This window comes from Pseudomonas sp. B21128 (genome assembly GCF_044218865.1).
Taxonomy (GTDB): Bacteria; Pseudomonadota; Gammaproteobacteria; order Pseudomonadales; family Pseudomonadaceae; genus Aquipseudomonas; species Aquipseudomonas iridis.
The window spans coordinates 992,357-1,018,539 of sequence record NZ_CP162590.1; the positions used below are offsets into that span (position 1 = coordinate 992,357).

General features: G+C 60.2%; 22 protein-coding genes, 1 tRNA gene and 1 pseudogene. 3 read left to right on the forward strand and 21 right to left on the reverse strand.

Annotated elements, in window-relative coordinates:
- Positions 1-67: 67 nt before the first annotated feature.
- The 3 genes from AB4P91_RS04315 to gabD form a co-directional block, all read right to left on the reverse strand.
- Positions 68-1,279, reverse strand: coding sequence for a response regulator (locus tag AB4P91_RS04315; RefSeq protein ID WP_150593792.1), 1,212 nt, complete (start codon positions 1,277-1,279; stop codon positions 68-70).
- Positions 1,280-1,415: 136 nt separating this feature from the next.
- Complete coding sequence (gene gabT / locus AB4P91_RS04320; RefSeq protein WP_042557070.1) at positions 1,416-2,693, reverse strand: 4-aminobutyrate--2-oxoglutarate transaminase; 1,278 nt, start codon at positions 2,691-2,693, stop codon at positions 1,416-1,418.
- Between the two features lie 184 nt (positions 2,694-2,877).
- Positions 2,878-4,320 carry an NADP-dependent succinate-semialdehyde dehydrogenase gene (gene gabD / locus AB4P91_RS04325; protein ID WP_042557069.1) on the reverse strand — a complete coding sequence of 481 codons (1,443 nt, stop codon included), beginning with the start codon at positions 4,318-4,320 and terminating at the stop codon, positions 2,878-2,880.
- A 441-nt stretch (positions 4,321-4,761) separates the two neighbouring features.
- Here gabD and AB4P91_RS04330 point away from each other — a divergent pair.
- Positions 4,762-4,838 (forward strand) — tRNA-Arg (locus tag AB4P91_RS04330).
- 76 nt (positions 4,839-4,914) lie between these two features.
- On the opposite strand, the gene AB4P91_RS04335 is transcribed toward AB4P91_RS04330, so the two are convergent.
- From AB4P91_RS04335 to AB4P91_RS04355, 5 genes are all read right to left on the reverse strand, one after another.
- On the reverse strand, positions 4,915-5,151 hold the full coding sequence (locus AB4P91_RS04335; protein WP_224795356.1) for a hypothetical protein: 237 nt from the start codon (positions 5,149-5,151) through the stop codon (positions 4,915-4,917).
- A 55-nt stretch (positions 5,152-5,206) separates the two neighbouring features.
- Positions 5,207-5,797, reverse strand: a complete 591-nt coding sequence (locus AB4P91_RS04340) for a hypothetical protein (protein ID WP_395604382.1) — start codon at positions 5,795-5,797, stop codon at positions 5,207-5,209.
- Positions 5,794-6,375 (reverse strand): RNA polymerase sigma factor, encoded by a 582-nt coding sequence (locus AB4P91_RS04345; RefSeq protein ID WP_395604940.1) that lies wholly within the window; start codon positions 6,373-6,375, stop codon positions 5,794-5,796. Before AB4P91_RS04345 ends, AB4P91_RS04340 begins: the two co-directional genes overlap by 4 nt.
- 29 nt (positions 6,376-6,404) lie before the next feature.
- Positions 6,405-8,078, reverse strand: coding sequence for a von Willebrand factor type A domain-containing protein (locus tag AB4P91_RS04350; protein WP_395604383.1), 1,674 nt, complete (start codon positions 8,076-8,078; stop codon positions 6,405-6,407).
- A gap of 87 nt (positions 8,079-8,165) precedes the next feature.
- Positions 8,166-8,726 (reverse strand): YbhB/YbcL family Raf kinase inhibitor-like protein, encoded by a 561-nt coding sequence (locus AB4P91_RS04355; RefSeq protein ID WP_395604384.1) that lies wholly within the window; start codon positions 8,724-8,726, stop codon positions 8,166-8,168.
- Positions 8,727-8,865: 139 nt separating this feature from the next.
- On the opposite strand from AB4P91_RS04355, the gene AB4P91_RS04360 reads away from it, so the two are divergent.
- The gene (locus AB4P91_RS04360) at positions 8,866-10,389 is read left to right on the forward strand and encodes an FAD-dependent oxidoreductase (RefSeq protein WP_395604385.1); all 1,524 of its coding nucleotides are present in this window, start codon (positions 8,866-8,868) and stop codon (positions 10,387-10,389) included.
- A gap of 42 nt (positions 10,390-10,431) precedes the next feature.
- Here the strand turns inward: AB4P91_RS04360 and pgaD are convergent, their stop codons facing one another.
- From pgaD to AB4P91_RS04425, 13 genes and pseudogenes are all read right to left on the reverse strand, one after another.
- Positions 10,432-10,959, reverse strand: coding sequence for a poly-beta-1,6-N-acetyl-D-glucosamine biosynthesis protein PgaD (gene pgaD / locus AB4P91_RS04365; protein WP_395604386.1), 528 nt, complete (start codon positions 10,957-10,959; stop codon positions 10,432-10,434).
- A complete protein-coding gene (pgaC, locus tag AB4P91_RS04370; RefSeq protein ID WP_150596746.1) occupies positions 10,956-12,311 on the reverse strand; it encodes a poly-beta-1,6-N-acetyl-D-glucosamine synthase in 1,356 nt (451 codons plus the stop codon). The genes pgaD and pgaC overlap by 4 nt, the downstream gene beginning before the upstream one ends.
- 1 nt (position 12,312) lies before the next feature.
- The gene (gene pgaB, locus AB4P91_RS04375; RefSeq protein WP_395604387.1) at positions 12,313-14,310 is read right to left on the reverse strand and encodes a poly-beta-1,6-N-acetyl-D-glucosamine N-deacetylase PgaB; all 1,998 of its coding nucleotides are present in this window, start codon (positions 14,308-14,310) and stop codon (positions 12,313-12,315) included.
- 12 nt (positions 14,311-14,322) lie between these two features.
- Complete coding sequence (pgaA, locus tag AB4P91_RS04380) at positions 14,323-16,803, reverse strand: poly-beta-1,6 N-acetyl-D-glucosamine export porin PgaA (RefSeq protein WP_395604388.1); 2,481 nt, start codon at positions 16,801-16,803, stop codon at positions 14,323-14,325.
- 254 nt (positions 16,804-17,057) lie between these two features.
- The gene (locus AB4P91_RS04385; protein WP_150593783.1) at positions 17,058-18,563 is read right to left on the reverse strand and encodes a YdgA family protein; all 1,506 of its coding nucleotides are present in this window, start codon (positions 18,561-18,563) and stop codon (positions 17,058-17,060) included.
- A 317-nt stretch (positions 18,564-18,880) separates the two neighbouring features.
- On the reverse strand, positions 18,881-19,516 hold the full coding sequence (locus tag AB4P91_RS04390; RefSeq protein WP_042557045.1) for a hypothetical protein: 636 nt from the start codon (positions 19,514-19,516) through the stop codon (positions 18,881-18,883).
- A gap of 93 nt (positions 19,517-19,609) precedes the next feature.
- A complete protein-coding gene (locus AB4P91_RS04395) occupies positions 19,610-21,052 on the reverse strand; it encodes an efflux transporter outer membrane subunit (RefSeq protein ID WP_395604389.1) in 1,443 nt (480 codons plus the stop codon).
- The gene (locus AB4P91_RS04400) at positions 21,049-21,936 is read right to left on the reverse strand and encodes an HlyD family secretion protein (RefSeq protein ID WP_150593780.1); all 888 of its coding nucleotides are present in this window, start codon (positions 21,934-21,936) and stop codon (positions 21,049-21,051) included. The genes AB4P91_RS04395 and AB4P91_RS04400 overlap by 4 nt, the downstream gene beginning before the upstream one ends.
- On the reverse strand, positions 21,933-22,142 hold the full coding sequence (locus AB4P91_RS04405; protein WP_007917703.1) for a DUF1656 domain-containing protein: 210 nt from the start codon (positions 22,140-22,142) through the stop codon (positions 21,933-21,935). Before AB4P91_RS04405 ends, AB4P91_RS04400 begins: the two co-directional genes overlap by 4 nt.
- Entirely contained in the window at positions 22,139-24,202 is a 2,064-nt protein-coding gene (locus AB4P91_RS04410; RefSeq protein WP_395604390.1) for an FUSC family protein, read from the reverse strand. The genes AB4P91_RS04405 and AB4P91_RS04410 overlap by 4 nt, the downstream gene beginning before the upstream one ends.
- Positions 24,199-24,627: a MarR family winged helix-turn-helix transcriptional regulator gene (locus AB4P91_RS04415; protein WP_191624036.1), complete on the reverse strand. Its 429-nt coding sequence runs from the start codon at positions 24,625-24,627 to the stop codon at positions 24,199-24,201. The genes AB4P91_RS04410 and AB4P91_RS04415 overlap by 4 nt, the downstream gene beginning before the upstream one ends.
- Before the next feature lie 86 nt (positions 24,628-24,713).
- Positions 24,714-24,974, reverse strand: a pseudogene (locus AB4P91_RS04420) (type II toxin-antitoxin system RelE/ParE family toxin); the annotation flags it as partial.
- Positions 24,975-25,017: 43 nt separating this feature from the next.
- Entirely contained in the window at positions 25,018-25,263 is a 246-nt protein-coding gene (locus AB4P91_RS04425; protein WP_047299243.1) for a DUF2789 domain-containing protein, read from the reverse strand.
- 387 nt (positions 25,264-25,650) lie between these two features.
- On the opposite strand from AB4P91_RS04425, the gene AB4P91_RS04430 reads away from it, so the two are divergent.
- Positions 25,651-26,181, forward strand: coding sequence for an NfeD family protein (locus AB4P91_RS04430; RefSeq protein ID WP_224787135.1), 531 nt, complete (start codon positions 25,651-25,653; stop codon positions 26,179-26,181).
- The last annotated feature ends 2 nt before the right edge of the window (positions 26,182-26,183 follow it).

A 26,183-nucleotide genomic window follows, 5' to 3' on the forward strand; every position in this document is an offset into this window, starting at 1 on the left:
AACACAAATGATGCCTGCCCCAACGCCATCGCGGGCAAACCCGCTCCCACAGGGATCTGTAACCAGGCTATTTACGCATCCGCATCAACTCTGGCAAACCGATCTTGAGCAACCGCGCCGTCCGGCTCTTCGCCAACGCCTCAATACCTTCATGCTCGGTCAGGTGAGCCATCTGCGCCGCCATGTTCATCACCAGCGCCTCGCGGGAATACACCCCACCGCCGAGCTGGTAGGCCGAGGCAATCAACTCACGCAGTTCCAGCGGCAGTCGCCAGCGAGTGCGTAGCGCCGAACCGTAGGCCGCGCCAAATTGCGCCAACGCTTCACCCACTTCCTCAAGATCGTCCAGCTCACCGCCCGCCTGTTTCCATTCTTGCAAACAGCGCAGCAACGCCAGATCACCGAGACGATGCAGTAGGCCCGCGCAATAGCAGCGCTCCTGATCCAGATCGAGCAACCGCGCCAGCGTGCGCGCGAATTCAGCGGTGTGCAGCGACAGGTCCCAATAACGCTCGGCGTAGTCCGCCAGACAGGGATCGCTAAGCCGCGCGCTGCGTTTGAGCGCCAGCCCCAGAATCAGATTCATGCTCTGCCCCGTGCCAAGCCGCTGCAGTGCCTGCGCCAGAGTTTGTACCGGTGCGCCATGGTGTTGCCCGGCGCTGTTGGCAGCCGCAATCAATACCGCTGTAATCTGCGGATCGGTACGGAATTCCTGTTGCAGCTGCGTCAGATCGAGACCGCCGGGATTGAGGCTGCGCTTGACCGCTACCTGCACATCCATCATCAACGGCGCGCCGTCGGCCTGCTCACGGCGGCGCTCGAGGAACACCGACAAGGTCATGCCAGGCGCCAGTACTGGCACTTCACAGAACACTTCTTCCCCGGCATTCAACAGCAAACCCTGCAAACGCTCGGTCAGGCTTTCCATGTTCAGGGGTTTGGTCAGGTATGCCGTCGGCGCCAGCAGTATGGCCTCACGCACGCTGGCACTGTCGTTGCGGCTGCTCATCAAGATGAACGGCAGCGGCGGATTACGTTTGCGCTGACGCACACTGCGCAGCACATTCAAACCATCGACGCCGGGCAGTTCCCAATCGACGATGGCCAGGTCATACGGCACTTCACTGAGCATCGATAGCGCTTGTTTGCCATCGGCACACAGATCCAGCCGCGCATCACAACGCACGCTCAGCAACACTTGTTCGAGCAGGTCCCGGGACCACGGATCAGCCTCGGCGATCAGCACTCGGGGTACGGCGGGTAAATCAACGGCAGTCATGCACGCTCTCCCTTGCAATGCTTGAACCTTAGCCAATGATGGCCATTCGATACAGCGCTAAAACAGCCGATGTGTTTCAGGGGCATAAAAAAACCCGCCGAAGCGGGTTTTTTGTCGATCAGATCACACCGGATGATCAGAGCTCGGAGAAGCACTCTTCGATGATCGCCAGGCCTTGGTCCAGTTGCTCGTCCGGCGAGGTCAGCGGTACGAGTACGCGCAGCACGTTGCCGTAGGTGCCGCAGGACAGCAGGATCAGGCCCTTGTCGCGAGCCTTGGCCACAACGGACGCTACAGCGGCAGCGTTCGGCTTGTGGCTGTCGCCGTTTTCGAACAGCTCAACGGCGATCATCGCGCCCAATGCACGGACTTCGCCGATCACCGGGTATTTGGCCTGGATGGCTTTAAGGCCGGTCACCAGACGCTCGCCGACCGCTTTGCAGCGGTCCAGCAGTTGTTCTTCCTCGAACACTTCCATCACTGCCAGAGCAGCGGCGCAAGCGATCGGGCTACCGGCGTAAGTGCCGCCCAGTCCGCCTGGTGCGATGGCGTCCATGTATTCAGCCTTGCCACACACACCGGCCAGCGGGAAACCGCCAGCAATGGATTTGGCGAAGGTGGTCAGGTCGGCAGCAACGCCCATCTGCTCCATGGCGAAGAACGTACCGGTACGGCCAGCGCCGGTTTGTACTTCGTCAGCAATCAGCAGGATGCCGTGCTGGTCGCACAGGGCACGCAGACGCTTCATGAATTCTTTCGGCGCGACGTAGAAACCACCTTCGCCCTGTACAGGCTCGATGATGATCGCGGCGATGTCTTTCGGCTCGGCGTCATTCTTGAAAATGCGTTCGATGGAAGCGATCGAGTCGTCGATGCTCACGCCGTGCAGTTCGTTCGGGTACAGCGCGCGGAAGATGCCACCTGGCATCAAGCCCATGCCGGCCGAGTAAGGCACGACTTTACCGGTCAGACCCAGGGTCATCATGGTGCGACCGTGGTAAGCGCCGGTGAAGGCGATCACGCCAGCGCGGCCAGTGGCAGCACGGGCGATTTTCACGGCGTTTTCTACCGCTTCGGAACCGGTGGTGACCAGCAGGGTTTTCTTGGCGAAATCACCAGGCACCTTGGCGTTGATTTTTTCGCACAGCTCAACGTACGGTTCGTAGGCCAGCACCTGAAAGCAGGTGTGCGTCAGCTTGTTCAGCTGTTCGGTCACGGCCGCGATGATTTTCGGGTGCACGTGGCCGGTGTTCAGTACTGCGATGCCGCCGGCGAAGTCGATGAATTCACGACCTTCAACGTCAGTCACGGTAGCGTTCTTCGCGGATTCGGCGAAGATCGGGTGAATCTGGCCAACACCACGGGGTACAGCAGCGGTACGGCGGGCCATCAGTTCAGCGTTAGTCTTGCTCATTACAGTCCTCATTCGCCGCTCATCGGGCGGCGTGGTTCAAGGATTAAGCGGGAGGAAGCGACGGTGGCAGCATGCGATGATCGACTGCCACAGCGTTCCCGGCCGCAGAGAAAATTCCGGTTTGAAACACGCAAAGGGACAGCGCTCTCGTGCCCTTTGCGTTTGCAGCGATCCCTTTCCCGGCTTAGATGCCCAGGCAGAGGTATTTGATTTCCAGGTAATCTTCGATGCCGTACTTGGAGCCTTCACGGCCCAGGCCCGAGGCCTTGATGCCGCCGAACGGTGCGACTTCGTTGGAGATCAGCCCGGTGTTGACGCCAACCATGCCGTATTCCAGGGCTTCAGCCACACGGAACACACGGCCCAGATCGCGAGCGTAGAAGTAAGAAGCCAGACCAAACTCGGTGTCATTGGACATCGCGATCACTTCGGCTTCGTCTTTGAAGCGGAACAACGGCGCCAGCGGACCGAAGGTCTCTTCCTTGGCCACTGCCGCGTTTTTCGGCACGTTGGTCAGGATGGTCGGCTCGAAGAAGTTGCCTTCCATTTGCTTGCCGCCAGCCAAAACGGTTGCGCCTTTGGCTACAGCGTCAGCAATGTGCTCTTGCACCTTCGCCACGGCTTTTTCGTCGATCAGCGGGCCAGTGGTGGTGCCGTCTTCCAGACCGTTACCGATCTTCAGCTTGGCTACTGCCACTTTCAGTTTTTCGGCGAACGCATCGTAGACCGAATCCTGAATGTACAGACGGTTGGCGCAGACGCAGGTCTGACCGTTGTTGCGATATTTGGAAATGATCGCGCCTTCGACGGCCTTATCCAGATCCGCATCGTCGAACACGATGAACGGCGCGTTGCCGCCCAGCTCCAGCGACACTTTCTTGATGTCCTTGGCGCATTCGGCCATCAACTGACGGCCGATTTCAGTCGAGCCGGTGAAGGACAGTTTGCGTACGATCGGGTTGCTGGTCAGTTCGCTGCCGATGTCACCGGCGCTGCCGGACACCACGCTGAACACGCCGGCAGGAATGCCGGCACGCTGAGCCAGTTCAGCCAGCGCGAATGCGGAGAATGGGGTTTGCGAAGCCGGTTTGAGCACCATGGTGCAACCGGCAGCCAGCGCAGGGCCGGCCTTACGGGTGATCATCGCTGCCGGGAAGTTCCACGGGGTGATGGCCGCGGTAACACCGATCGGCTGCTTGATAACAATCAGGCGCTTGTCGGGCTGGTGACCCGGAATCACGTCACCGTAGATGCGCTTGGCTTCTTCGGCGAACCATTCGATGAACGAAGCGGCGTAAACGATTTCGCCCTTGGCTTCGGCCAGCGGCTTGCCCTGCTCGAGGGTCATCAGGCGAGCGAGGTCGTCCTGGTTCTCGATGATCAGTTCGAACCAGCGGCGCAGCTTGTTCGCACGATCCTTGGCGGTCAGTGCACGCCAGGCCGGCAGCGCTTTGTCAGCGGCTTCAATGGCACGGCGGGTTTCGGCAGCGCCCATCTTCGGCACGGTGCCGAGGATTTCGCCAGTGGCCGGGTTATTGACCTTGATCGTCTGACCGTTGTCCGCATCGACCCAAGCGCCATCAATGAAGGCTTGCTGGCGGAACAACTGGGTGTCTTTAAGCTGCATGTCGGCTTTCCTTAACAGCACCGCGGCCTGCGCGGAGCAAATTATGATTGTAGAAAGGCGCCTCGCAAGGCTGCCGTCAGGGAAATCAGTGACCGGGTGAGGCGCAAAAATAGTGCACGCTTCGGAACATCTGCGCTTCAACACCCAATCAACGGGCGTTTGAAATCTCAAACGGATCGTAGGAGCAAAGGGGTTAAAGGACAATAGGGCGTTCGAAAAAAAGAACAAAAACGGCGTGTTTGTGGAAATTTTCAGATCAACGCGCAAAAACCCATGCCGCAGTAAAACCATAGATCAGCCCCGCCAAAGCGCCAAGCGAGGGTTTTGCAGGACGTTACCGCTTTCTGGAATGCAGCGTTTTATTCCGACACGCGCACTGACAATAGGTGCCGAAACGCAGCATGGACGCCCCGAGCCGACCTAGGTATGATGTCGCCCGCTGCACCAGTAGCTCAGCTGGATAGAGTACTGCCCTCCGAAGGCAGTGGTCGTGGGTTCGAATCCCGCCTGGTGCACCATGAATCAAAATGAGAAAGCCCCGGACTGTGGTGGTCCGGGGCTTTTTTGTGGGCGCTGAATTGTTTGGACCCAACGTTACTCCGTCGTCCAGTCAAACTCATCGTAATCCTCATCCTCGTCGTCTTCCCCCTCAACCTCCTCCTCAAATACGTCCTCTTCCTCAAGCACGTCTTCTTCCTGCTGACTCAGCAGAAACTCCTTACGCGCTTCAGTAATCGCGCGCCGCATCTCTTCGCCCTTTTTCGGGCAATTGAGGAGTTGGGCGATGCGGTCGATTTTTGGTGCCACGGTGTTCTCCAGCGCTTCAGCTATGGCCCGATAGTGCGCGTTTTGCGGGGCAATGCCAAATGGCTGGGCCCACAGGCAGTCAGTTCTTCTGGATTTGTTTGAGCCGGGCGTCAAGGTCGGCGTTCGGGTAGCGTTTGTGCAGGTCGTTGAACAGCGTGTCGGCGGCTTGCGATTGGCCGGATTCGCGCAGGCGCAGGACTTCGCGCAGTTGTTCGTCGAGACCGTTGGCCGGGGCGGCGGCGCGTTTGCTGGCTTTGGCTTCGTCGGCGTGGATCGATTCGCTTTGCATCGGCGCAGCCATTTCTGCCATCGGCGCGGGTGCGGACATGGCACCTGCCGGGGCGCTCAATGCTTCGGGCGCTTGTTTACGGGCAAGGGGCGCGGCGGGTTTGGCGGTGGGCGCAAAGTCGAATTGCGGCTGTGGCTCGGGCGCGCGTTGCACCAACGACAGCATCAGGGCCACGCCGACGAGGCTGGCGAACGCGACTTGCCAGCGCGGTTTGCGGCAGGCGTCGAGCCAGCGTTGCCACAGACCAGGCTTAGCCGGCGGGGCGTGGCGGTGCGCAGCATTGAGAATGAACGCATCAAGGTGCGTTGGCGGTTCAGCGTTGTGCTGTTCGCGCACATGTTTGATCACCGAATCTTCGGGTGTCTGGCGGGCGTCAGTCATGTCAGTACCTCCTCGGCCAGCAGCCGACGCAGTTTTTGCTGGGCGTAGCGCAAGCGGCTTTTCACGGTTTCCAGCGGCGTATCGGTGAGGCTGGCGATTTGCGCCAGGTCGAGGTCGCCGTGGGCGCGTAGCAGGAATACTTCGCGTTGATCGGTGGGCAGCGTTTGCAGGGCGTTTTCCAGGCGCTGACTGTCGCGACTGAGACTCAGCAGTTGTTCGGGGTCGGTGGCTTCGTCGCTGACCGCGTGGAGTTGTTCATCGTAACTGTCGTGCAGCGGTTGCCGGGCACCGTGTTTGCGCCAGTGGTCGATCAGGCGATTGCGGGCAATCTGGAACAGCCATGTACGAAATGTCGCCCGTCCTTGTGGCTGACTGGCGCTGCGGATCAGGCTCAGCCAGGTTTCCTGAAAGACTTCGTCAGCCAGTTCGGGTTTGCCACTCAGACCGAGCAGAAACCGATACAAACCCTGACGGTGGCGGGCGTACAAGGTCTCGAACGCCGCGGCGTCGCCCTCGCGATAACGCGCCAGCAGCGCTTCATCGCTGCTGGCGGCCGGGCTGTCTGACGAAGCAAACAGCTGACTGATGAAGCCTTTCAGACGACTCACTATTCAATCCGTCGCTCAGTGGACAGCGCATTCGATGCGGTTGAAGTGCGCAGGCTCTGCGCCAGTTCGACGAGTTGCACAAACTCGTTGCGCAGACCGAAACGGTCATCGCCACGGGCACCACGAGCCAGCGCTTCGGTGTCGCTCAGGGTGAAATCGCCGGTATAGCGACCGTCTTTAAGTTGCTGGGAAAACGCGGCGACCGCCGCAGCAAAACGCAAATCCTCGCTGGCTGGCACAACCTGATTGGCAATCGGCCGCTCGATCAAAAGACTTTTCCCACCTTCGGGCTGTTGATAACGCACACGCAACATCGCCAATTCCCCGCTGCTCTCGGAAACAGCCTTTTCAGATTTACCGTAGCGCAGTGGCTCCAGCCAGCCCTTCTCGCCTGCCGGAACAATTTCATACAACGCCGTCACCGTGTGTCCTGCACCAATTTCGCCAGCATCGACCTTGTCATTACTGAAATCCTCACGCTTCAACGCACGGTTTTCATAACCGAGCAGGCGATACTCGCTGACTTGCGCGGGGTTGAACTCCACCTGCAATTTGACGTTTTTCGCCACCACGGTGAGGGTCGAGCCGAGTTGATCCACCAGCACTTTGCGCGCCTCGCGCAGGTTGTCGATGTAGGCGTAGCTGCCATCGCCGGCATCGGCCAATTGTTCCATCAAGTGTTCATTGTAGTTATCCACACCAAAACCCAGGGTGGTCAGGGAAATACCGGTTTTACGTTTATCCACAGCCATTTGTTTAAGGCTGTCGAAGTCGCTGACCCCGACGTTGAAGTCGCCGTCGGTGGCCAGCAGGATGCGGTTGATGCCTTTGGCGATGAACCCCTGTTGCGCCATTTGATAAGCCAGTTCGATGCCTGACGCCCCAGCGGTGGAGCCGCCCGCAGTTAATTGCTCGATGGCTGTGCGAATCTTCGCTTTTTCTCGTCCGGATGTGGGCTCAAGCACCACTCTGGATTCACCGGCATACACCACCAACGAAACCCGATCCTGATCGCGTAACTGGTCAACCAGCAATTTCAGCGTGCTTTTGACCATCGGCAGCCCTTCGCGGCGATCCATCGAGCCGGACACGTCGACCAGAAACACCAGATTGGCCGGGGCCAGTTGCGCAACCGCACGGTCGGAAGCCTTGATGCCGATGCGCAGCAAGCGCGTGTGCGGATTCCACGGCGATGCTGCCAGCTCGGTGGTCATGCCAAACGGCGAGCCGTCACTGGGCAATGCGTAGTCGTAAGGGAAATAGTTGACCATTTCCTCCAGCCGCACCGCGCCTTCCGGCGGCAGGCGTCCCTGATTGAGCAAGCGACGAACGTTGGCGTAGGCGCCGGTATCGACGTCGGCGCTGAAGGTCGAGACCGGGGTGTCGGCGACGCTGTGGATAGGGTTGTCGGCCAGCGTTTGATATTGCTCGCGCTGCTCGTCGCGATAGCCTTGTGGATAACGTTCCCCGGCAGGCATTGCGGCAAAACTGGCTATGGGTGCCGGACGCGCGCTGCGCTTGGCCATGGCACCGTCAGCGATGATCGCTTCATGTTGCACAACGGCTTCAGTCTGAGCCGGTGCAGCAGCGGAATCAGGTTTGGAAGAGACACCGCAACCGCCGAGGGCCAGCAAAATACCGACCACTACAGGACGTAAAAGAGGAAGAGACATGGGGGCTGACCTCGGGATGAAATTGATCATTCATCCACTGAGACGGGCAGCCCGTTCAGTTCGGGTTAAACGCCGCTGAAATTTTTTTCAGCGGTGATAACGCCGCACCGCACTGCTGTTGCGCAGCACGTGGCCTTTGATTTTTTCCATCAGTTCGGCACGGGTCAAACCGGCAGGCAAGGCGTCCGGGGCCAGATCCAGCGCGTAGAGCTGGATGATGTAGTGATGCGCGCTGTCGCCCACCGGTGGGCATGGCCCCATGTAATGAGTGTTGCCCTTGCTGTTGGTGCCACCGATGCCTTCGAAAGCGGATTTGGCGCCGACACCCGCAGCAATCTGATGAGCCGTGGGTTTGATGCCGTAGTGAATCCAGTGATCGACGCCCAGGCCTTTCTGGCCGTCCGGGTCGTGCATGACAATCGCGTAGCTCAGGGTCCCGGCAGGGCCGGCGTTCCAGCTCAGCGCGGGTGACTGGTTCTTGCCGCCGCAACCGGCCGCATCGCTGGCCGCCGCCGCAGTGAACAGACGGTTATCCGACACACCCGGGATGCTCAGGGTAAAGCGCTCTTGGGCCTGCGCCGGTAACTGCACGCAAAGGGCGACGGCAACGGCCGCCAGCCAAGGGTTGAGAGAGGTCAATCGGGTCATTCCGGGAGCACCTTGTGCAGTTGGGCCGTCGTCGGCTTACAAACTATAGCTGTACCGTTCGTGCCTTGGCAGTAGCAAATGGCTGAACCTCGCACTGCGCTGCAAACTCGTAAGAGAAATGCCCGCGAGGAAGCCCAACATGTCTCTGCACCGTGTCGCCCGTTTCGCCGATGTTCCTGAAGATCGTGGTCTGGAAGTGAAAATCGGCGACTGCAAGATTGTGTTGCTGCGTGCCGCCGGCGAATTACGTGCTTTTCAGGGTGAATGCCCGCATGCCGGCGCGCCTTTGGCTGACGGCGCGTTGTGCCACGGGCGGCTGGTTTGCCCGTGGCACAAGGCAGCCTTTCGCGCTGAAGACGGTGCTTTGTGTGAGCCGCCAGCCCTCGACAGCCTCAAGCGTTATCCGCTGGAGCTGCGTGGCGATGAGGTTTGGGTGGATGAGCAGCCGATTGCCGACCCGCACATCCCGCCGGCTGACGATGCACGTACGTTCGTGATTGTCGGTGCCGGTGCGGCAGGTACTGCGTGTGCGGCGGCGCTGCGGGAAAAGGGTTTTGGCGGCCGCATCAAAATGATCGACCGCGAGCCCGATGCCGGGTACGACCGCACGGTGCTGAGCAAATTTGTCCTCGCCGGGGAAATGTCGCCGGAAGAAACCCCACCGTTGCGCGATGAAGATTTTTATAAAGAGCAGCGCATCGAGCGCATTCAGGGCGAAATCAGTTTGCTCGACGCCGCAGCAAAAACCCTTCACCTGCACGATGGCCAAACCGTGAATTACGATGCAGCCGTGCTGGCGACCGGCGGCGAGCCCAATCCATTGGAGTTGCCCGGCGCGGATCTGCCGCAGGTGTTCCTCCTGCGCTCAAAAGCCCAGGCAGAACAGATCATGAACGCCGCCGCACCCGATCAACGTGCAGTGATCATCGGCGACAGTTTCATTGCCCTCGAATGCGCCTCGGCCCTGCGCCAGCACGGCCTCGACGTCACCGTCCTCGCTCGCCACGCGATCCCTTTCGCCGCTCAGTTCGGCGACGCTGTGGGGAAAGCCATCCGCGCCTTGCACGAAGAAAACGGCGTGAAGTTCATCACCGAGCATGAGGCGCAGGAGATCACCGGCAGCGGTAAAGTCGAGACGGTGTTGCTCGACAACGGTTTGCGGCTTTCGGCGGATCTGGTGGTGGCCGGCGTGGGCGTGCATCCGGCCACAGAAGCTTTCGCGTCATTGCCCAGGGAAAAGGATCACTCACTGCGTGTCGATGACGGTATGCGGGTGGCTGAAGGTCTATGGGCGATTGGCGACATCGCCACGTTTCCGCTGAGCGGCCAGCCTCAGCGCATCGAACACTGGCGCCTGGCCCAGCAACACGCGCGAATCGCCGCCGCCAATATGCTCGGTGGCAATGAGCACTACCTGGATGTGCCGTTTTTCTGGACGTGGCACTTCGGCAAGAACTACGAATACCTCGGCCATGCCGAGCGATGGGATGAGGTCGAATTCATGGGTGAACCCGAGCACCCGCCCTTCATCGGCCTGTTCGGCAAAAACGGTATCGTTGTCGCGGCAGTGGCCTGCGAAAAAGAGCGGGCGATGGCGATGCTGGCCGTGCGCATGAAGCAGCCGCTATCCATTGAAGAGGCGTGGCAATTGATCCGCGAGTAAACACGATCCCTGCAGGCGCTGCCGAATTTCAAGCAAGCTTTTCTACTGGTGCAAAGGCTCGCGATTATCGTCATCTTCAGCGTGCAAGAAGATCACCCGCGGATGCTCCAGCGGTGCCAGTGGCGATGGCAGCTGCGCGGGTGTCACTGGCCAGAAATGCGTCACCACATGACTGATGTCACCTTCCTGATCGTTGTGGATGGTCATCACCCCGGGCGTGCGCAGTTTCTGCAGACGGTCATCGCAGAGTTTGAAACTCTTGCTCAGCCCTGCATCGTCGATCACCGGTGACGGCAAACGGCGCTGAGCGAAGCTTCTGCTTTTGCGCTGTTGATAACGCGCCCATGCAATCAGGATCACGGCGTTGACCACAGCGATCCACAGGTAAATCTGCAACGTGCCCAGCGCATCGAATGCCGAGCTGTCGATGCGCGGCGCGCCGGCGTGGGTTTCCATCAGCGGCCATAGCCCGCGCACCAGCAGAAACAGCAGGCCGACCCAGGCCACCACCGTGAGGATAACGTCGATCACGACCAGGATTGGCCGCTGGCGGGTCCGGATGATTTTCATTTGATGACTTCCTCTTCGTCGTCGCCGATCGGCTTGATACCCCGATCGGGACTGACCCAACGCGCACGTTTTTGATGCTGGCCGAACAGCACCTTGGGGAAACTGACCAGCGTGGTCAGCAGACTGATCAACCAGAACACCAGCGGGTACCAGATCACCCAGAACATCGTCCGGCCCAGCCCCGGTTCATAACGACGGTCGATGACGATGCTGACCGCAAACTGCACCAGACACACGAACGCCAGCAGCAACCCGGTAAACGCCGGCGGCATCAAATGATCCACCGCGATGGCTTCTGGCATGACCACGAACTTGCCGACGCCCCAGAAGATCACCGACAGCAGGAAGGTAAACGCCCAACCGGTGGACAGGCAGTATTCGAACAGTAGCGGCCACAGGTAACGATGGCGGTACTGCCAAATGCCGCGAATGTTCTTGAACAGCACTTCGGCGCCGCCCTGTGCCCAGCGCAACCGCTGCTTCCACAGGCCGCCGAGGGTTTCCGGCATCAGAATCCAGCACAGGGCGCGGGGCTCGTAGAAGATGCTCCAGTGATCGAGTTGCAGTTTCCAGCTGATGTCGATGTCTTCGGTGATCATGTCCGGGCTCCAGTAGCCCACCCGGTTCAGCGCCGTGCGGCGGAACGCGACGATGACGCCGGACACGGTGAAGATTCGCCCGAATACGCGCTGAGTGCGTTTGATCAGCCCGATGATCGATGAGAACTCGCCGACCTGCACCCGCCCGACCAGCGTCGAACGCGTACGGATCCGCGGATTGCCGGTCACGGCTCCAAGGCGTGCGTTGTCGAGCATCGGCGCCACCAGATAGGCCGCCGTGTTCGGCGCCAGCAGCGCATCGCCGTCGATGCACACCAGATATTCACTGCGCGCGGCAATCGCGCCCATACGCAGGGCCACAGCCTTGCCCTGGTTTTCCGCCAGGTGCAGGACCCGTAGCCGCGGGTCTTCCTTGGCCAGCCGGTCGAGCACTTCAGCGGTGTTGTCCTTGGAGCCGTCGTTGATCGCAATGACTTCGATGTTCGGGTAATGCTGGGCCAGCGCCGCATGGATGGTGTCGGCGGCGTTGTCGCCTTCGTTGTAGCAAGGGATCAGGATCGAGATCAGCGGCTCGCCTTCCAGTGACGGCGGCAGCGTGTCGTCCTTCCACGGCCAGTGCCGCTCCCAGTGCAGCCAGAAATACAGGCCACCGGCAATCCACAAGCCAGACATGAACAACGGGTAGAAAAACACGAAGTCCATCAGGAACTGCCCGGTGACCAGGAAGATCAGCCCCAGCGGTACGCCGAGGACGAGCGCCAGAACAAGCAGGGCTAACAGTCTATCCAGCATGTCATGGGTTCCATTTGTTGGAGAGTGCAGGCCTTACGGTTTTCAGGTCCGGCAGGTTGTCGAGGAAGTTGTCCGGGTAGTAGCCAAAACTGGTCGCGCCCTGACGCTTGAGGCGGCCCATCCAGTCCGCCAGATGCGCGCCATCGATGTCGGCCTGATCCTTTTTCGTCCAGTCGCGGGCCTGCAATTCGAATACCGTGCGGTTCAGCGCGCCGGGGCGTTTGCTGACGGTTTGCACCAGCTTTTCCAGCCATGGGCCAGACTGTTCCTGCGTCTGTTTTTCCATCAGCGGCATGGCCATCGGCGCCGTCCAGTCGTAGGTCGCGAGGAAGTCATCGAGGTTCTGTGCGTACCATTCTTCACTGTGTGGATTGAGCATCGGCTCGGCGAAGATGTTGCGCGCGGTCTGCACTTGCGGCCCTCGGATGGCGCGGACTTTGGCGGTGAGCTCGTTGGTGAAATCGATCAGGTAACGACTCTTGAAGCGCGTCCAGCGCTGCATCGCCGCCGGGTCATCACGCAGTGCCGCGATCGAACCCGGCAAGCCGTTTGCGGCGTATACCTTCAATGCTTGCGGGCCGGCGTCTTCGAAGTCCGAGAACACGGCATCGTCGTGGTAAAGGATGCCGTCGACCGAAGTCAGGCGCGCCACGTCTTCGTAGATTTCACCGATGATCCGCCGTACTTCCGGATCGAACGGCGACAGGCGTTTGTACTGATCAGGAGCGACCGAGGTGGTACCGGTTTCCGGGTCCCAGCTCATCACACGCGGCAATTTCGAATCGAGAGCAAAACTCAGCACCGGCATCCAGGCGAAGACTTTCACGTGAGCACGGGTGCGCAGTTGCCAGGCCACACGATCGAAAATATCCGCACGCACCGGCAAGTGGCGGTTGGGGAAGTACAGCGAGTGCACCAGACCGTCGCCCTTGGGATCGGCGAAGGCTTGCAGGAATACGGTGTTGGCGCCCATGTCGGCCATGCGCTGCACCAGTTTGCCGAGGTTGATGTCCTGCTGCACCGGGTCCGGGTCGTAGACGTTGTCCAGATCCACGTGCACCACGCGCATGGCGAAATCCGCCTGCGCCGAGACAACGCTGTTGGCGAAATGCGTGCCGTCAGGATCGGAGGCGACGAGGAAGCGCGGGCTGCTCATCAGGTTGTCGAGGGCGTCGAGACCGTCGTCGAGGGTCAGGGCCATTTCATAGCACTCCTCGCCCACCACGGTCAGCGAAGTGCCGTCCGCCGCGCCATATGGCCAGACCCAGACCCGCGGTCTATAACCGGTGGCCTTGCGGATTTTTTCCGAGATGTTGCTGACGTCGGTGCGAATCCGCGCCTGGAAATCGGCCTCGGACTCATAGCGTTTGGTCAGCGGATCGTAACGTCGGGTCGCGGCGGCAGGCTGCAGATTGCCTTGCGGGTTGGCGAGAATGCCTTTGTGATTGGCGTCGGTGTGGGCGGCGATTTCCACCAGCCCGGACCTGGAGATCTCGCGTACCTGCTCCCAGGTCAGGAAGTCGGAGCGCGCTCGTGGCGTACCGGCAAAATCCACTGGCTGGTTGAGCGGCGTGTCGATCCAGGTGCCGACCGGCGCCAGCAACGCGTGCCAGTTATAGGCGCGCAACACTGGCAGCACGCGGGTGTAGAAGCTCGAATAACCATCGTCGAAACTGAGCAGGATCGCCTTCGGCGGCAGCTCCGGCCCACCCTTGCGGGCGGCCATGATCTGGTCGACCGTGACCGGTTTGTAGTTGTTCTCCCGCAGCCAGGCGAGCTGTTCGATCATGCGCTCGGTGCGCACCGCCACCACGGCCTGATCGGGATCAAGATCTTCGACATCGTGATAAGCAATGCCCAGCACGTGATTCTTCGGCCACGGTTTTTCACTGGCCGCCACCGGGCGCTCGGACGGCGGCGTGAAGGCCGGGGCTTGCTGGGCGCAAGCGCTGACCAGCAGCGCTCCCAGCAAAAGGATGAAACGCGAAATAAAAGGCATCTTCAAACTCTTCTAGAAGCGGAAAGTGAGGTCGACGAGCAGACGCAGATCGGTCTCCCGATCGCCGTCATAGGGCCGGTTGATCACACTGAACAAACCGCCCACCTCGAACACGTCGTTCCAGGTATAACGCTGGCCGTAGCCCAGCAACGCCATGCCGCCGGTGCCGTGGTTACGCTGGCTGTACGTACCCGCACCCGCCTGGAACTGCTGGCTCCAGGAGGTTTCGTAACGGTGGTAGAGCACGTGATTGACGTTGATCAGCGGCATCACACTGAAGTCGGATTTGGGATTGAAGTACGGCACGTCATCGGATTTGGAGTTGTGGCTGGTGCCGACTTCCAGCCCCGCATCGACTTGCACGTTTGGCGCGCTGTAGACGCCTTCGCGACCGGTGAGCAAGGCTTCGACGCGGTTGTTGCCATCACTGAAGTGCGACGGGCTCACCGACAGCCGCCACTCGCGGCTTTCGTTGGCGCGCCAGCGGATAAAACCGCTGCCACCGTTGGCCTTGATGTCGCTGTTGAGCGCGCGCAACGGCGTTTCCGCCGACAGGTACTCGAGGCTGCCGCCGTACTGCCAGTTGTCATTGATGTCGCGGGCGATCGCCAGACGCGCGCCCTGTTTGTCGCCGAAGCCATAATCGTGATTGGAGATTTCGGCTTCGAGGGTCATGTCGCGAGTACGACGCTCCAGACCGACGCGCTGGAAGCGGTGATGGCCGGTGCCTTCGGCGAAGTCGCCAGTGGCATAACCGGCACCGGCGAACACACGCCAGTCTTCATCGATCGGCGGGCTGTACAACGTCGTCTGGATACCGAAATCGCGGCTGCCACTCACCGCACCAGCCTCACCGCTGCCACCGCCATTGGCCTTGCCGCCATAGGCTTCGACGCGCAGCTCGGACATGTCGTGGACTTCACGCTCTCGAGCCAGACGCTGTACCTGACGGTTGTCCGGATAACGCGCCACCACATCGTCGGTCAGCGCATCCATCTGCCGCCATTCCTGCAGCTGCATGGCGGTGCGGGCCTGAGCAACTTCCAGACCCATGTCGCGTGGCACCATGCTTTCGGTGTCCTTGAGCTGGATCTCAGCGCGACGTGGCCAGTTGCGGGCCAGGTACAGATCGGCTTGAGCAAGGCGCAAACCGACGTTGCCCGGCGCCTGATCGACCAGGGTCTGCAAACGCTCTTCGCCATGGGGCAGGTCGGCGCCATAGATACCGGCCTGCGCCGCGAGTTGCTGGGCGTCCATCCACTCATCGTTCGGGTTGCCTATCGGCAAGCCCTTGAGTTCAACGCGTGGACGCTGGGACTTGGCCAAGTCTTCGGCGACTTTGCGCGCTTCGTCGGCGCGGTCACTTTCCAGCAGCGAGTAGTACAGCGCACTGGTGTCCTCCAGACGATCACCGACATCAGCGTCCGGCGCCGAGAGCACTTGGCGATAGAGATCAGAGGCTATCTCTGGCTCGCGCTGGTCCAGATAGGCTGCCGCCACCCAGCGCTGGGCGTAGGTCGGAATCTTCACACCTTCGGCTTGCAGCCTCTGGTATTCGCTGATGATGTCGGCGGTACGCGCCCGGGCCTTGAGTGCGCCCATGCGGTCGATGCGCCAGCGGGTCACGTCGTCTTTGGCGCTGGCGTCGGGCGTCCAGGTGGCGAGCAGTTTGTCGTAATCGGCCAAGGCACGATCGGCGATCACGTAGCGTTCTTTTTCGCTGCGGGTCGCGAGTTCAGCGAGGCGTACGCGTTCGGCAGCCAGATCGCCTTCGAGGCGGCGCAGGGTGACCGGATCGATCAACCCCGGACGCTGATGGGCCAGGCGCAGTGCCGGTTCCGGCAGACGCGCCTTCTGCAGCGCGACCACGTACTCGCGGGCGACTTCCGGTTTGTGGCCAGCGCGGATGAAGGCCTGATCGTATTCGAACAAGGCGTCATATTGCTTGCCGGCACGGCTAAGCGCATAGCCCAGTGCCAAACGGCGCGAAGGATCTTCAGGCTTGGCGGCCACCAGCGCTTTGGCGCGGGTTACAGCTTGATCGGGTTGGCCGGCGTCAGCCTGGGTCAGGGCCAGACCCAGTTGCAGGTCGGCGTTGTCCGGCTCCAGCGCCAAGGCCTTGTTGTAGACCTGAGTCGCCTGATCCCAACGCTTGAGGTTGCGATAGGCGCGAGCAGTGGCCGTCAGCGCCTGAATCGGCAGCACGCGGGCGCGGCCCTGGGTTTCATAGACCTGCACCACTTCGGCGTCGAGCCCGGCCCAACTGGCAATTTGCAGGTGATCGCTGATCTGTCCGGTGCTCGCCTGCCCCGGCGGTACCTGACGCAGCACCGTCAGCGCAGGCGTGGTTTGCCCAGCACGGGCGTCGCGCACCCTCTGATCATAGGGTGTATCGGCAAACGCGAGTGCCGGCCAAAGTAATTGGCTGCACAACGCTACGCGGAACAAAGGGCGTAAACCACGATGCAATACGGGAACATCAATACGCGGCATTCGTCAGCATCCTTACATGGCTAGCCGGGTCTCAATGCCCTCCTTGCCCATTCGTAACGGAGCCGAGCCAACAACGCTCGGCCAAGCTTAGTCAGGCAGTTTGCACGCAAGCGCGGAGCAAAATTCGGAACACAATAATTGTTCAGAATCGTGATGGCGGCTTGGCAGGAGCGCTGAAAACCCGAACACCAGACAGCAAAACGCCCGGCGTCTGTGCAAGACAGAGGCCGGGCGTTGCTATTAAGGACGCAGTATTACTGCACTTGCGTGACGCCCGCGAACTTGCTCATCAGGAAAGCGACGAACTGCTCGACGGTCATTTTCTGGCCGTTGAACTCCACCTGATTGGCGGCGTAATGCAGCTTGGTCACGACATTGGTGCCTTCAACGGTCGCCAACTGCGAACCGACGGCCATCCCGGAGAACATGTCGGCCGCACCGCTGGCCTGATCGACAATGGCTTTGGCGTCGGTCTGACCATCAAGCTGCGCCTGGACGCTGAGCAGATCGATCAGCATTGGCTTGGACACGACGATATTGAGATCGAGCAACGCGATCAGCTGTTTGCCCAGTTGATCCGGCGGCAGGTCCATCGATTGCGGCTTGGTCAGGTCGATCACCAGATTGGCGCGACTTTCACCATTGGCGGTTTTCAGCGAGAGGTTCTCCAGCGCCACTTGCGGACCGGCCGCCAGCAGCTTTTGCAGATCGGCTTTGACCTGAGCCGATTCGGCTTCGGTCAGGTTCAGCTCCGGCGCTGGCAGGCCTGCTTCTGCAGCTTCGGCAGCGGCTTTTTCGTAAGGCTGCAATTTGGTCTGATAGATCTGCATCAGCGACAGGGTCGACGGGATGTCGAGGTTCTTCAGGCTGAATGCCAGGTTGGCGGAACCGATTTTCTTGTCGTTGAGGGTGACTTCGTCAACCTTGTAATCGGCGCGACCGGACGCATTACTGCCGCTTTCTTCGGTGAGGTTCTTCATCTCGAAGCCCTTCACGCCGAGCACCGATTGCTTGGTGCCGAAAGTGGTCTTGCTGTTGGTCAGTTCCAGGGTGTTGGCGCCGGTGTAGTAGCCGAAGCTGCTCTTGGCGAGGTTGCTGGCCAGGGTCAGACCGTTGAGTTCGATCTGCACGGGCGCCTGGTCTTCAGCCACGGTGACCAGCTTCAGGCTGTCCATGTAGCCGTCAGCCTTGACCTTTTGCGCTTGGGCGCTGGCGGAAATATTCAGGGTCAGGCCGGAGAATTTCAGGCTCGATTGCGCATCCAGTGCGGTTTCCAGCGGCAGCAGGTCGATGGTGCTGGTGGTGGATTCGTCGTAGCCAATGTTGGTCACGCCTTTGAGCGGTGCTGCACCCTTGGTCGCAGCGAACCATTTTTCGGTGGCCGGGTTCTTTTCCAGCTCGTAGTTGCTGGTAGCCATGACCGGCAGCCACTTCAGCGACACCAGACGCGAGAACGGCAGCGGGCCGTGCTCGATGTGGTCGACAAACAGCAGCTCGACCGGCGCATCGCCAAACAACTCGCCTTCACCTTTGAGGCGATAGTGCGCGGTGCTGGTGAACGTGTGGCGCTCCAGCGACACCAGTTCCAGCGACGCCGTGCCGTTGGAGCCGGCCATCGCGGTTTGCAGTTCTTTGTTGGCGTTGGTGACGGCGTTGTTCAGTACGCCTTCGATCTTGGTCCCGGTGTACCAGGCCCCGCCTGCGCTGATCGCGCCGATGGCAACAACAATTCCGAGTAGCACGCCTGCTGATTTATTCATGAATGACCTGATCGATTTCCGTGGCTGTAAGTGTGGTCGTCTTCCCTGAACCCGTGACCGGGTTACGGCTCGACTCCGCTTGAATTAGCGGTGCAGATTAGCACTGGGCGCGGGATACGGCCCAATGTTTAAAGGTGAAAGAGTGTCTATGGGGAGTGTGGACAGTCGACAGGCTGGAAGCGTTTCGCTGTTTTTGCAGACGCCATCGCTGGCAAGCCAGCTCCCACAGAGCCTTGGGTGATCACAAAACTTGTGAACACCACAAAAACCTGTGGAAGCTGGCTTGCCAGCGATGAGGCCAGGTGATTCGCAGAAGATCAGGAATACTGAACCTCGATCTCATCCAATTGATGATCAAAGCTCTTCAACCGCGCAGTCCAGGTATACACCAGCACTTCAAAATCCCGATCAATCACCGCGCCGCTCGGGCCATCGGCGCGCGGGTCGCAGTAATCCAGTTGATAGCGTTCACGGGCCATGGCCGTGGCGACATCGGACAGTTCGCGGGCATTGTTCAGCCAATGCCAGCCCTCGTCGTCGAACTGCTTGTCGAGTTCCAGGCATTGCTTCTTCAGCGCTTCAAGGCTTTTTTCCAGCGGCGTGCCGGTGAGTTCGCCCATGACCTCGGCGAAGGTACGCCCGGGTTGCCAGTAGCTGCCCCAGAAATACCGGTCGAACACGGTTTCGACCCGGCGCAGGGCGACTTTGGTGTCCCAGATCAGCACCAGGGTCTTGCCTCGTTCGAGCTGTCGTTTCTTGACTCGCTGGACCTGCAGAGACGCCCAGGCCACCACGACGATTGCCATCACCGCGATCAGCGCCACAGCGCTGTCGAGGAAAATCATCGCTTTGTCGATCTGGTGGGCCAGCATGATGCCGTAGAAATAGGTGGCCGAAAGCAGCACCAGCGCTGCCAACGAGCACCAGAAGCCGAGAGCGTAAGGGTTTTTCATTATTGGTTTCCCCTAGACCAGCGCTAGCAATGTGCGCTGAAAGGACGCTTTTGCACGGGGCGCCCTTTCAACACTTCAAGCATAGCTACGGCATCAGGGTTTGCTCGGGCTTGAGGCTTGCGTTCGTCCGCTTTCCCAACCGCCGCCGAGGGCGAGGAACAAATCGATCTGGCTCATGGCGACTTGAGTGTTGGCAGCGGCCAGTTGCGCAGTGACATCGGTGTAGGTGCGGGTCGCTTGCAGGTCGGCGAGGAACGATTCGCGGCCGGCCTGAAAGAAGCGGTGCGTCTGGTCTGCAGCCAGTTTCGCCGATTGCTCGGCATCGGCCAGTGCATCACGGCGCTGCAACAAGGCCGTGTACTGAGCCAGCTCCGTCTGGGTTTCGCGAATGGCGTTGAGCACCACGCCGTCGAAATGCGCCAACGCGCCTTGCGTAGACGCTTCGGCCTCGCGAATGCGCGCGCGGGCACCGTTGGTCGGCACCTTCCAGCTCAGCGATGGACCGAAGCCCCAACGATTGGTCGATGGGTCGCCCAGGTCGTCGATCAGGCCGACGGTGCCGATCGTCGCGCCGATGCTGATGTCCGGGTACAACTCGCCGGTGGCGACACCGATCCCTGCGGTCGAAGCGGCCAGGCGCCGTTCGGCCTGACGAATATCAGGCCGGCGCTTGAGCAACGCGGCGCCATCACCGACCGGCACCAATTGCGCGATTTTGGGTAGCTCGGCACAGGTCGCTGTGCCTGCCGGCAATTGATCAACGGGTTTGGCCAGCAGCATCGACAATCGAAACAGCCCAGCCTGACGCGCCGCTTCGTAACGTGGCAGGTCTGCGCGCAGAGATTTGAATTGGGTTTGCGAGCGGGTGACCTGGGTTTCGTCGCCACGTCCGGCATCGCGCAAGCGCTGGGTCAGCGTGGTGCTTTGCGCTTGCAGATCAAGAGAATGTTCTGCGATTTCCCGCTCCTCATTCGCCGCACACACCTGGGTGTAGGCGCGAACCACGTCAGCCACCAACGTGATCCGCGCAGTATCAGCGGCTGCCTGGGTGGCATCGGCATTGGCCTTCGCGCCTTCGATGCCGCGCTGCAAGGTGCCCCACAAATCGAATTGATAAGAAGCGCTGATGCCGATGTCGCCGACGTTATCGACCGGGACTTTTTCCGGAAGCAGGAATGCCTGACCGGATTCCTGCAAACGCTGCGCGCCCATTTTTACGCCAGCGCTCCAGCCACCCGCCGCTTCGGCCTCATCCACCTGCGCGCGCGCCCGCGCCAGGTTCGCCGCCGCCACGCGCAGATCCGTGTTGGAGGCCATGGCCTGCTGCACCAGTTGATCCAGTCGCGGGTCCTTATAAAGGCGCCACCAGTCAGCCGGCACCGGCGCCGAGACCACCGGTTTACCGGCCACCGCCAGCTCGCCCTGAAAATCCTTGCGCTGGACGGCTGCCTCATCGGGCACCTGATAATCAGGCCCGACCATCTGACAGGCCGAGAGCATCACGCCCAACCCGGCGATCATCAGGGCCTTGTTCATTGCTCGGGCTCCTGGGTTCTGTCGTCAATAATCGACACCGTGGCGGTCCGCCCGGCGATCATGCGGAAGTCTGCCGGCACCTCATCGAAGGCGATGCGCACCGGAATCCGCTGCGCCAGCCGCACCCAACTGAACGCCGGGTTGACGTTTGGCAGCAGGTTGCTGCCGCTGCTGCGGTCGCGGTCTTCGATGCCGGCGACGATGCTTTCGACATGCCCGCGCAGTCGCGCACGGTCGCCAATCACACGGATATCCACCGACTGGCCGACATGAATGCCGTCGAGTTTGGTCTCTTCGAAATAGCCGTCGATGTGGAAGGAGTTGCTGTCGACCAGCGACAACACCGGGCGCCCGGCGGTGACGAATTCCTGAGGACGCGGTGCACGGTCGTTGACGTAGCCATCCACCGGACTGCGGATGACCGAGCGATCAAGGTTGAGCTGAGCGCTGTCCACCGTCACCAGCGCTTCGGCCAGCGCCGATTGGGCACGGGCGACACGCGACTGGCTCGCTTCCAGTTGCTCGGCCGGGACCAGATTACCCAATCCACGGTTTCGCTTGGCTTCACGCTGCGCTTGCGCCAGGGTTTCTTCGCGATCCGCGACCGCGGCTTTAGCCTGACGCAGCGCCAGTTTGAAGCGGTCCTGGTCGATGCTGAACAGCACCTGGCCACGCTTGATCAGCTGGTTGTCCTTCACCTCGACCTGCTGGATCAGCCCGGAAACGTCCGGGGCGATCTGGATGATGTCGGCGCGAATGTGGCCGTCGCGGGTCCACGGCGCGAACATGTAATACATCACCATGCGCCAGACGAGGACAACGGCAAAAGTCACGATCAGCAGGGTCAGTACCACGCGACCGATGGTCAAAAACGGTTTTTTCATGTCATCAGGTATCGACTGAGTGAGTCCACGCCGTACAGAAGCACGGCGTAGAGCGCCACGTTGAACAATGCCCGGTGCCAGACCAGACGGTAAAAGTGCACGCGCGTGAGCACGGCATGCACCAGCAAAAACAGCACATAAGTGATGCCCATCAACACCAGCAGGGTCGGCAGGAAAATGCCGCTGATGTCCAGATCACCGATCATAGGGGCGCTCCATCGGGCAGCGGTTCTTCGGGCTCGGCGCTGGAAACGAATTCAACGCCGGGCAGCAACGCCAGACGCAAACCGCTCAGGGCGTGCAACAGGTGTAGCCGGGTTTCTTCGTCGCCGTGGCCATTGAGCGCACGGCGGGTGCGGTCCAGGGTCATCAGCAAAGGGCTCGGCGCCGGCAAGCGTTCGCCAGCCTTGAGGCAAGCGCGGAAATACCCGCCGACCTCGCTAACCACTTGCTGCAACAGTGCCTTCGGTATGCCGGTCATTCGCGGTGTGTAGGCGAGCAGGTCGAGCAGATTCAGGCCCACGCGTACTTCGCGCATGGCAATGCCGGTGTCCTGCCCAGTCAGCGCCAGACGCGGCAGGTGCTGCATCAGCCGATCAAGCAACTGCACGCCCAGCTTGCGGTGTTCAGCAAGACTGGCCGGCTCGGTCATGTCGACAATGTCTTTCCAACTGAAGCGGGTCAGCCGTTTGGCTGCCAACTCGGCACCGAACGGACGCGCCACCAGCGTCCAGATGAACGCGAACAGCAGGCCGATCGGCCCCGCCAGGTTGGAGTTCACGAAGGCAAAAAAGTCCGCATCGTAAGCCCCCTGAATACTGATGAATGACGAGGTGTTAACCAGCGTCAGCAGCATGCCGAGGTAGAAACGCGGCTGTACCGTCAGGGTGCCAACGCAGATAAACGGAACGGCAAACGCCAATACCAGCATCGGAAAATCGTGCAGGTTCGGCAGAATCAAAAACAAATACAGGCTGGCGAACAGCACCGACATGCCAGTCCAGAAAAAGAACCGGTAAATCTGCGGCGCCGGGTCGTCCATCGAAGCGAAGAAGCTGCACGCGACTGCCGCCAGAATCACCGCACTGCCGCCATCCGGCCAGCCGAGCAAAATCCACAGCACCGAGGCGACGATGATCGCCAGAATGGTCGACGCCACCGAATAGAACATCAGCCCACGGTCGATAAACGGCGTCAGGCGGCCGAGGCGCCAGTGGCGATAAACCGCGCGCCAACTGTCCTGCCGCTCGCAGAGAATCGCGTCTTGCAGACTGCGGCAGTCCTGCCACAAATCGATGAATTCGCCGAGGCGATAAATCGCGTTGGAAAACAATAACTGCTTGCGGTCCTCAAGTGCTTCGGCGCTTGGTTGCAAGGCTTCGAGCTGATCTTTGAGTGCCTGCCAGCGGTCGAGATCGGCGTCGTTGTGCTTGAGCCATTCACGCGTCGCGGCCAACAACGGCGCGAATTTTTCCACCAGCTCCGGCGTGCGTCGTTCGAGTGCATAGAGCGAGTCTTCGAGGGCATCAATCACCGGCAACAGGTGGATCATTCGCCCGCGCAGTTCCTTGGTATTGCGCACGGTTTGCGGTCGCGCGCCTTCGTGCGGCAACTGGCCGATCATCAACTCAAGGCTATTGAAACTGGCAACCATCGCCATGCGCAGGGCCGTGACTTCTTCGGGCTGCACATCGCGGCTGAGAAACCTCACGCTGTAGGTCGACGCGTCGGCAAACCATTTGCCCACGGCATCGTTGAATACCGGCGCAAGACGACGTGGCCAGAACATCGCACCCACGACGGCGGCGACGGCAATGCCGAGGAAAATCTCTTCGGTACGCGCTTCCGCCACGTCCCACACCGCCAACGGGTTATCCACCACTGGCAAGGCAATCAGCGGCAGCGTGTAACCGGCCAACATCAAGGCGTAACTGTTGGCGGTGCGTAAATGCAGCGACAGGAACAGCAAAATCCCCGTCCACAAGGCGATGACGACCACCAGCACAAAAGGGCTCTGGACGAACATCGGCACAAAAAACACCGCCGCCGCCGCACCGAGAAAAGTACCGATGGCGCGGTACAGCGCCTTGGAACTGGTCGGGCCCAGAAATGGGCTGGAAACGATGTACACCGTGGCCATCGCCCAATAGGGACGTGGCATTTGCATGAGCATGGCGATGTACAGCGCGAGCATCGACGCGGCAAACGTGCGGATCCCGTAGAACCAGTCACGGGCCGGCGGAATGCCAGTGAAAAAACCGTTCAAGAATTAACCACCACGGGCGGATTGGCCGCCTCAAAAGCTCTGAGTACTCGAAGCGTAGCCTCCAGATCACTCTGGTCGATGCCTTCGAGTACTTCGTGACGCAGACGCACCAGTTCGACTTCCACCGCGTGCACAAGCTCACGACCGGTGTCGGTCAGGCTCAGGCACTTGGCGCGGCGATCCTGTGTGTCTTCGGTGCGGCAGACATAGCCGGCGTGGCACAACTGATCGAGCAGTCGCACCAGCGACGGACTCTCCATCCCGGCCGCCTGCGCCACTTGCACCTGGCGCACACCCTCGCCCAAACGCCCGATCATTAATAACGGCACGGCGCAGGCTTCGGAGATTCCATAGTTGACCAGCGTGGTCTGGCAGATCTTCCGCCAATGCCTGGCGGCCACCACCATGGCACTGCTGATGTTCATCTGGAGAGCGTCGAGGGAATTTGGCACGGGAGAATAGACACTGTTAGTTTGCTAACTATCAATATCGCATTGGAGGGGAATTTCAGTCAAGTTTTGAAACAAATTGACCGTTCAGCCATGGAGAAATGGATTGGCTGGATGTACTCAGCGTTTTTTGCATTTTCATACACATTGCTGCGCTCGCGTTTGCCTACCGCAACGACGGAAACGACGACGCGCTCTTCGATTACTTGATAAACCAAACGGTAACCAGATGCCTTGAGTTTGATTTTGTAGCAATCAGTCATTCCGTGGAGCGCATCAGCCAATACTCTTGGCAGCATCAATCGCTCGGCGAGTTTCTTTTTTACAATCGTAAAAAAGATAAGGCTACAAGCGGTCATCATTCAGTCATCCCTGCCGCCCCTTACGCAACAACACATTCAGCTGATCCACCACTTCCGCCCAGTCCGCATCATCAAGAATCTCGTCCCGCAAAAACTCCGCCTGGCTTTTGCTCCAGAAAAACGCGTCCGCCAGATGCAGCTCTGGTTTGAGGGGGGAATGGGTGGCGATGAATTGGTCGATGCTGACCGGGTCATTGTCCAGGCCCAGTTGTTTGAATAGCGACGGGAGGCTGTGGTTTGGGTTTTCCATTGATGAATTCCTTGGATGAGGCGGTGAGTGGAAGAATTTTCGCGAGCTTGCTCGCGAACGCGTCAGCGAGACCGGCACAAAACCTAATAACTCAACTCCCGCACCTGCGTATGGACTAACCCGCGCGTTCTCCAGGCTGCTGCGGTGGGCGACGATGTCATATTCCCATTACCCCCGGGCCAGGCTTCTTTGCACCTTTTTGGCCATTCGCATGATGCACCTCGGAGTTGCGCTGAAGGGTGGTTGCGGTGTCTTTGAGTCTAGTTCGGCAGGTTGCAGACGAAGGGAAATCCGCTCACCGGACACATCCGCACATTGATCAACATTCAGCCAGCGCGAGGCTCAACTAGACTGAAAGAACCACCAATGACTGTCGCGGAGGAACACGTGAACAGCCGATGTTGTGCGTTTGTCTGGTTACTCCTGCTGAGTGGGTCGGCCTGCGCCGCCGACACCTCATTACCGCCGATGAGCCCTGTCGGCTTATGGCTGATCACCTTGGGTATCGTTTTTTTGATTGCCGAAGCCGCGCTGCCCAATTACGGCGTGATTGGCCTGGGCGGGATCATCATGTTCGTCATCGGTGCGCTGATTCTGGGCAACGCCGACTTGCCGGTGCCCATGATGATCGGTCTCGGTCTGCTGAGCGCTTTGCTCTTGCTGGCGCTGATCATCCGCGCCTTGAAAACCCGGCCGCGACACGCGGTCAGTGGCGACGCCGGCCTGGTCGGCAGCGTGACGGCGGTGACTACCGTGCACGCGCAAAATCCGCATAACGGCTGGGTGCAACTGCAAGGCGAACATTGGCAGGTGCTCAGCACCACACCACTGCACACAGGGCAGTCGGTACGCGTGGTCGGGCGAAACGGCTTATTGCTGCAAGTCAGCGCGACTGACGCGGCTCAACACGGAGAGTGATC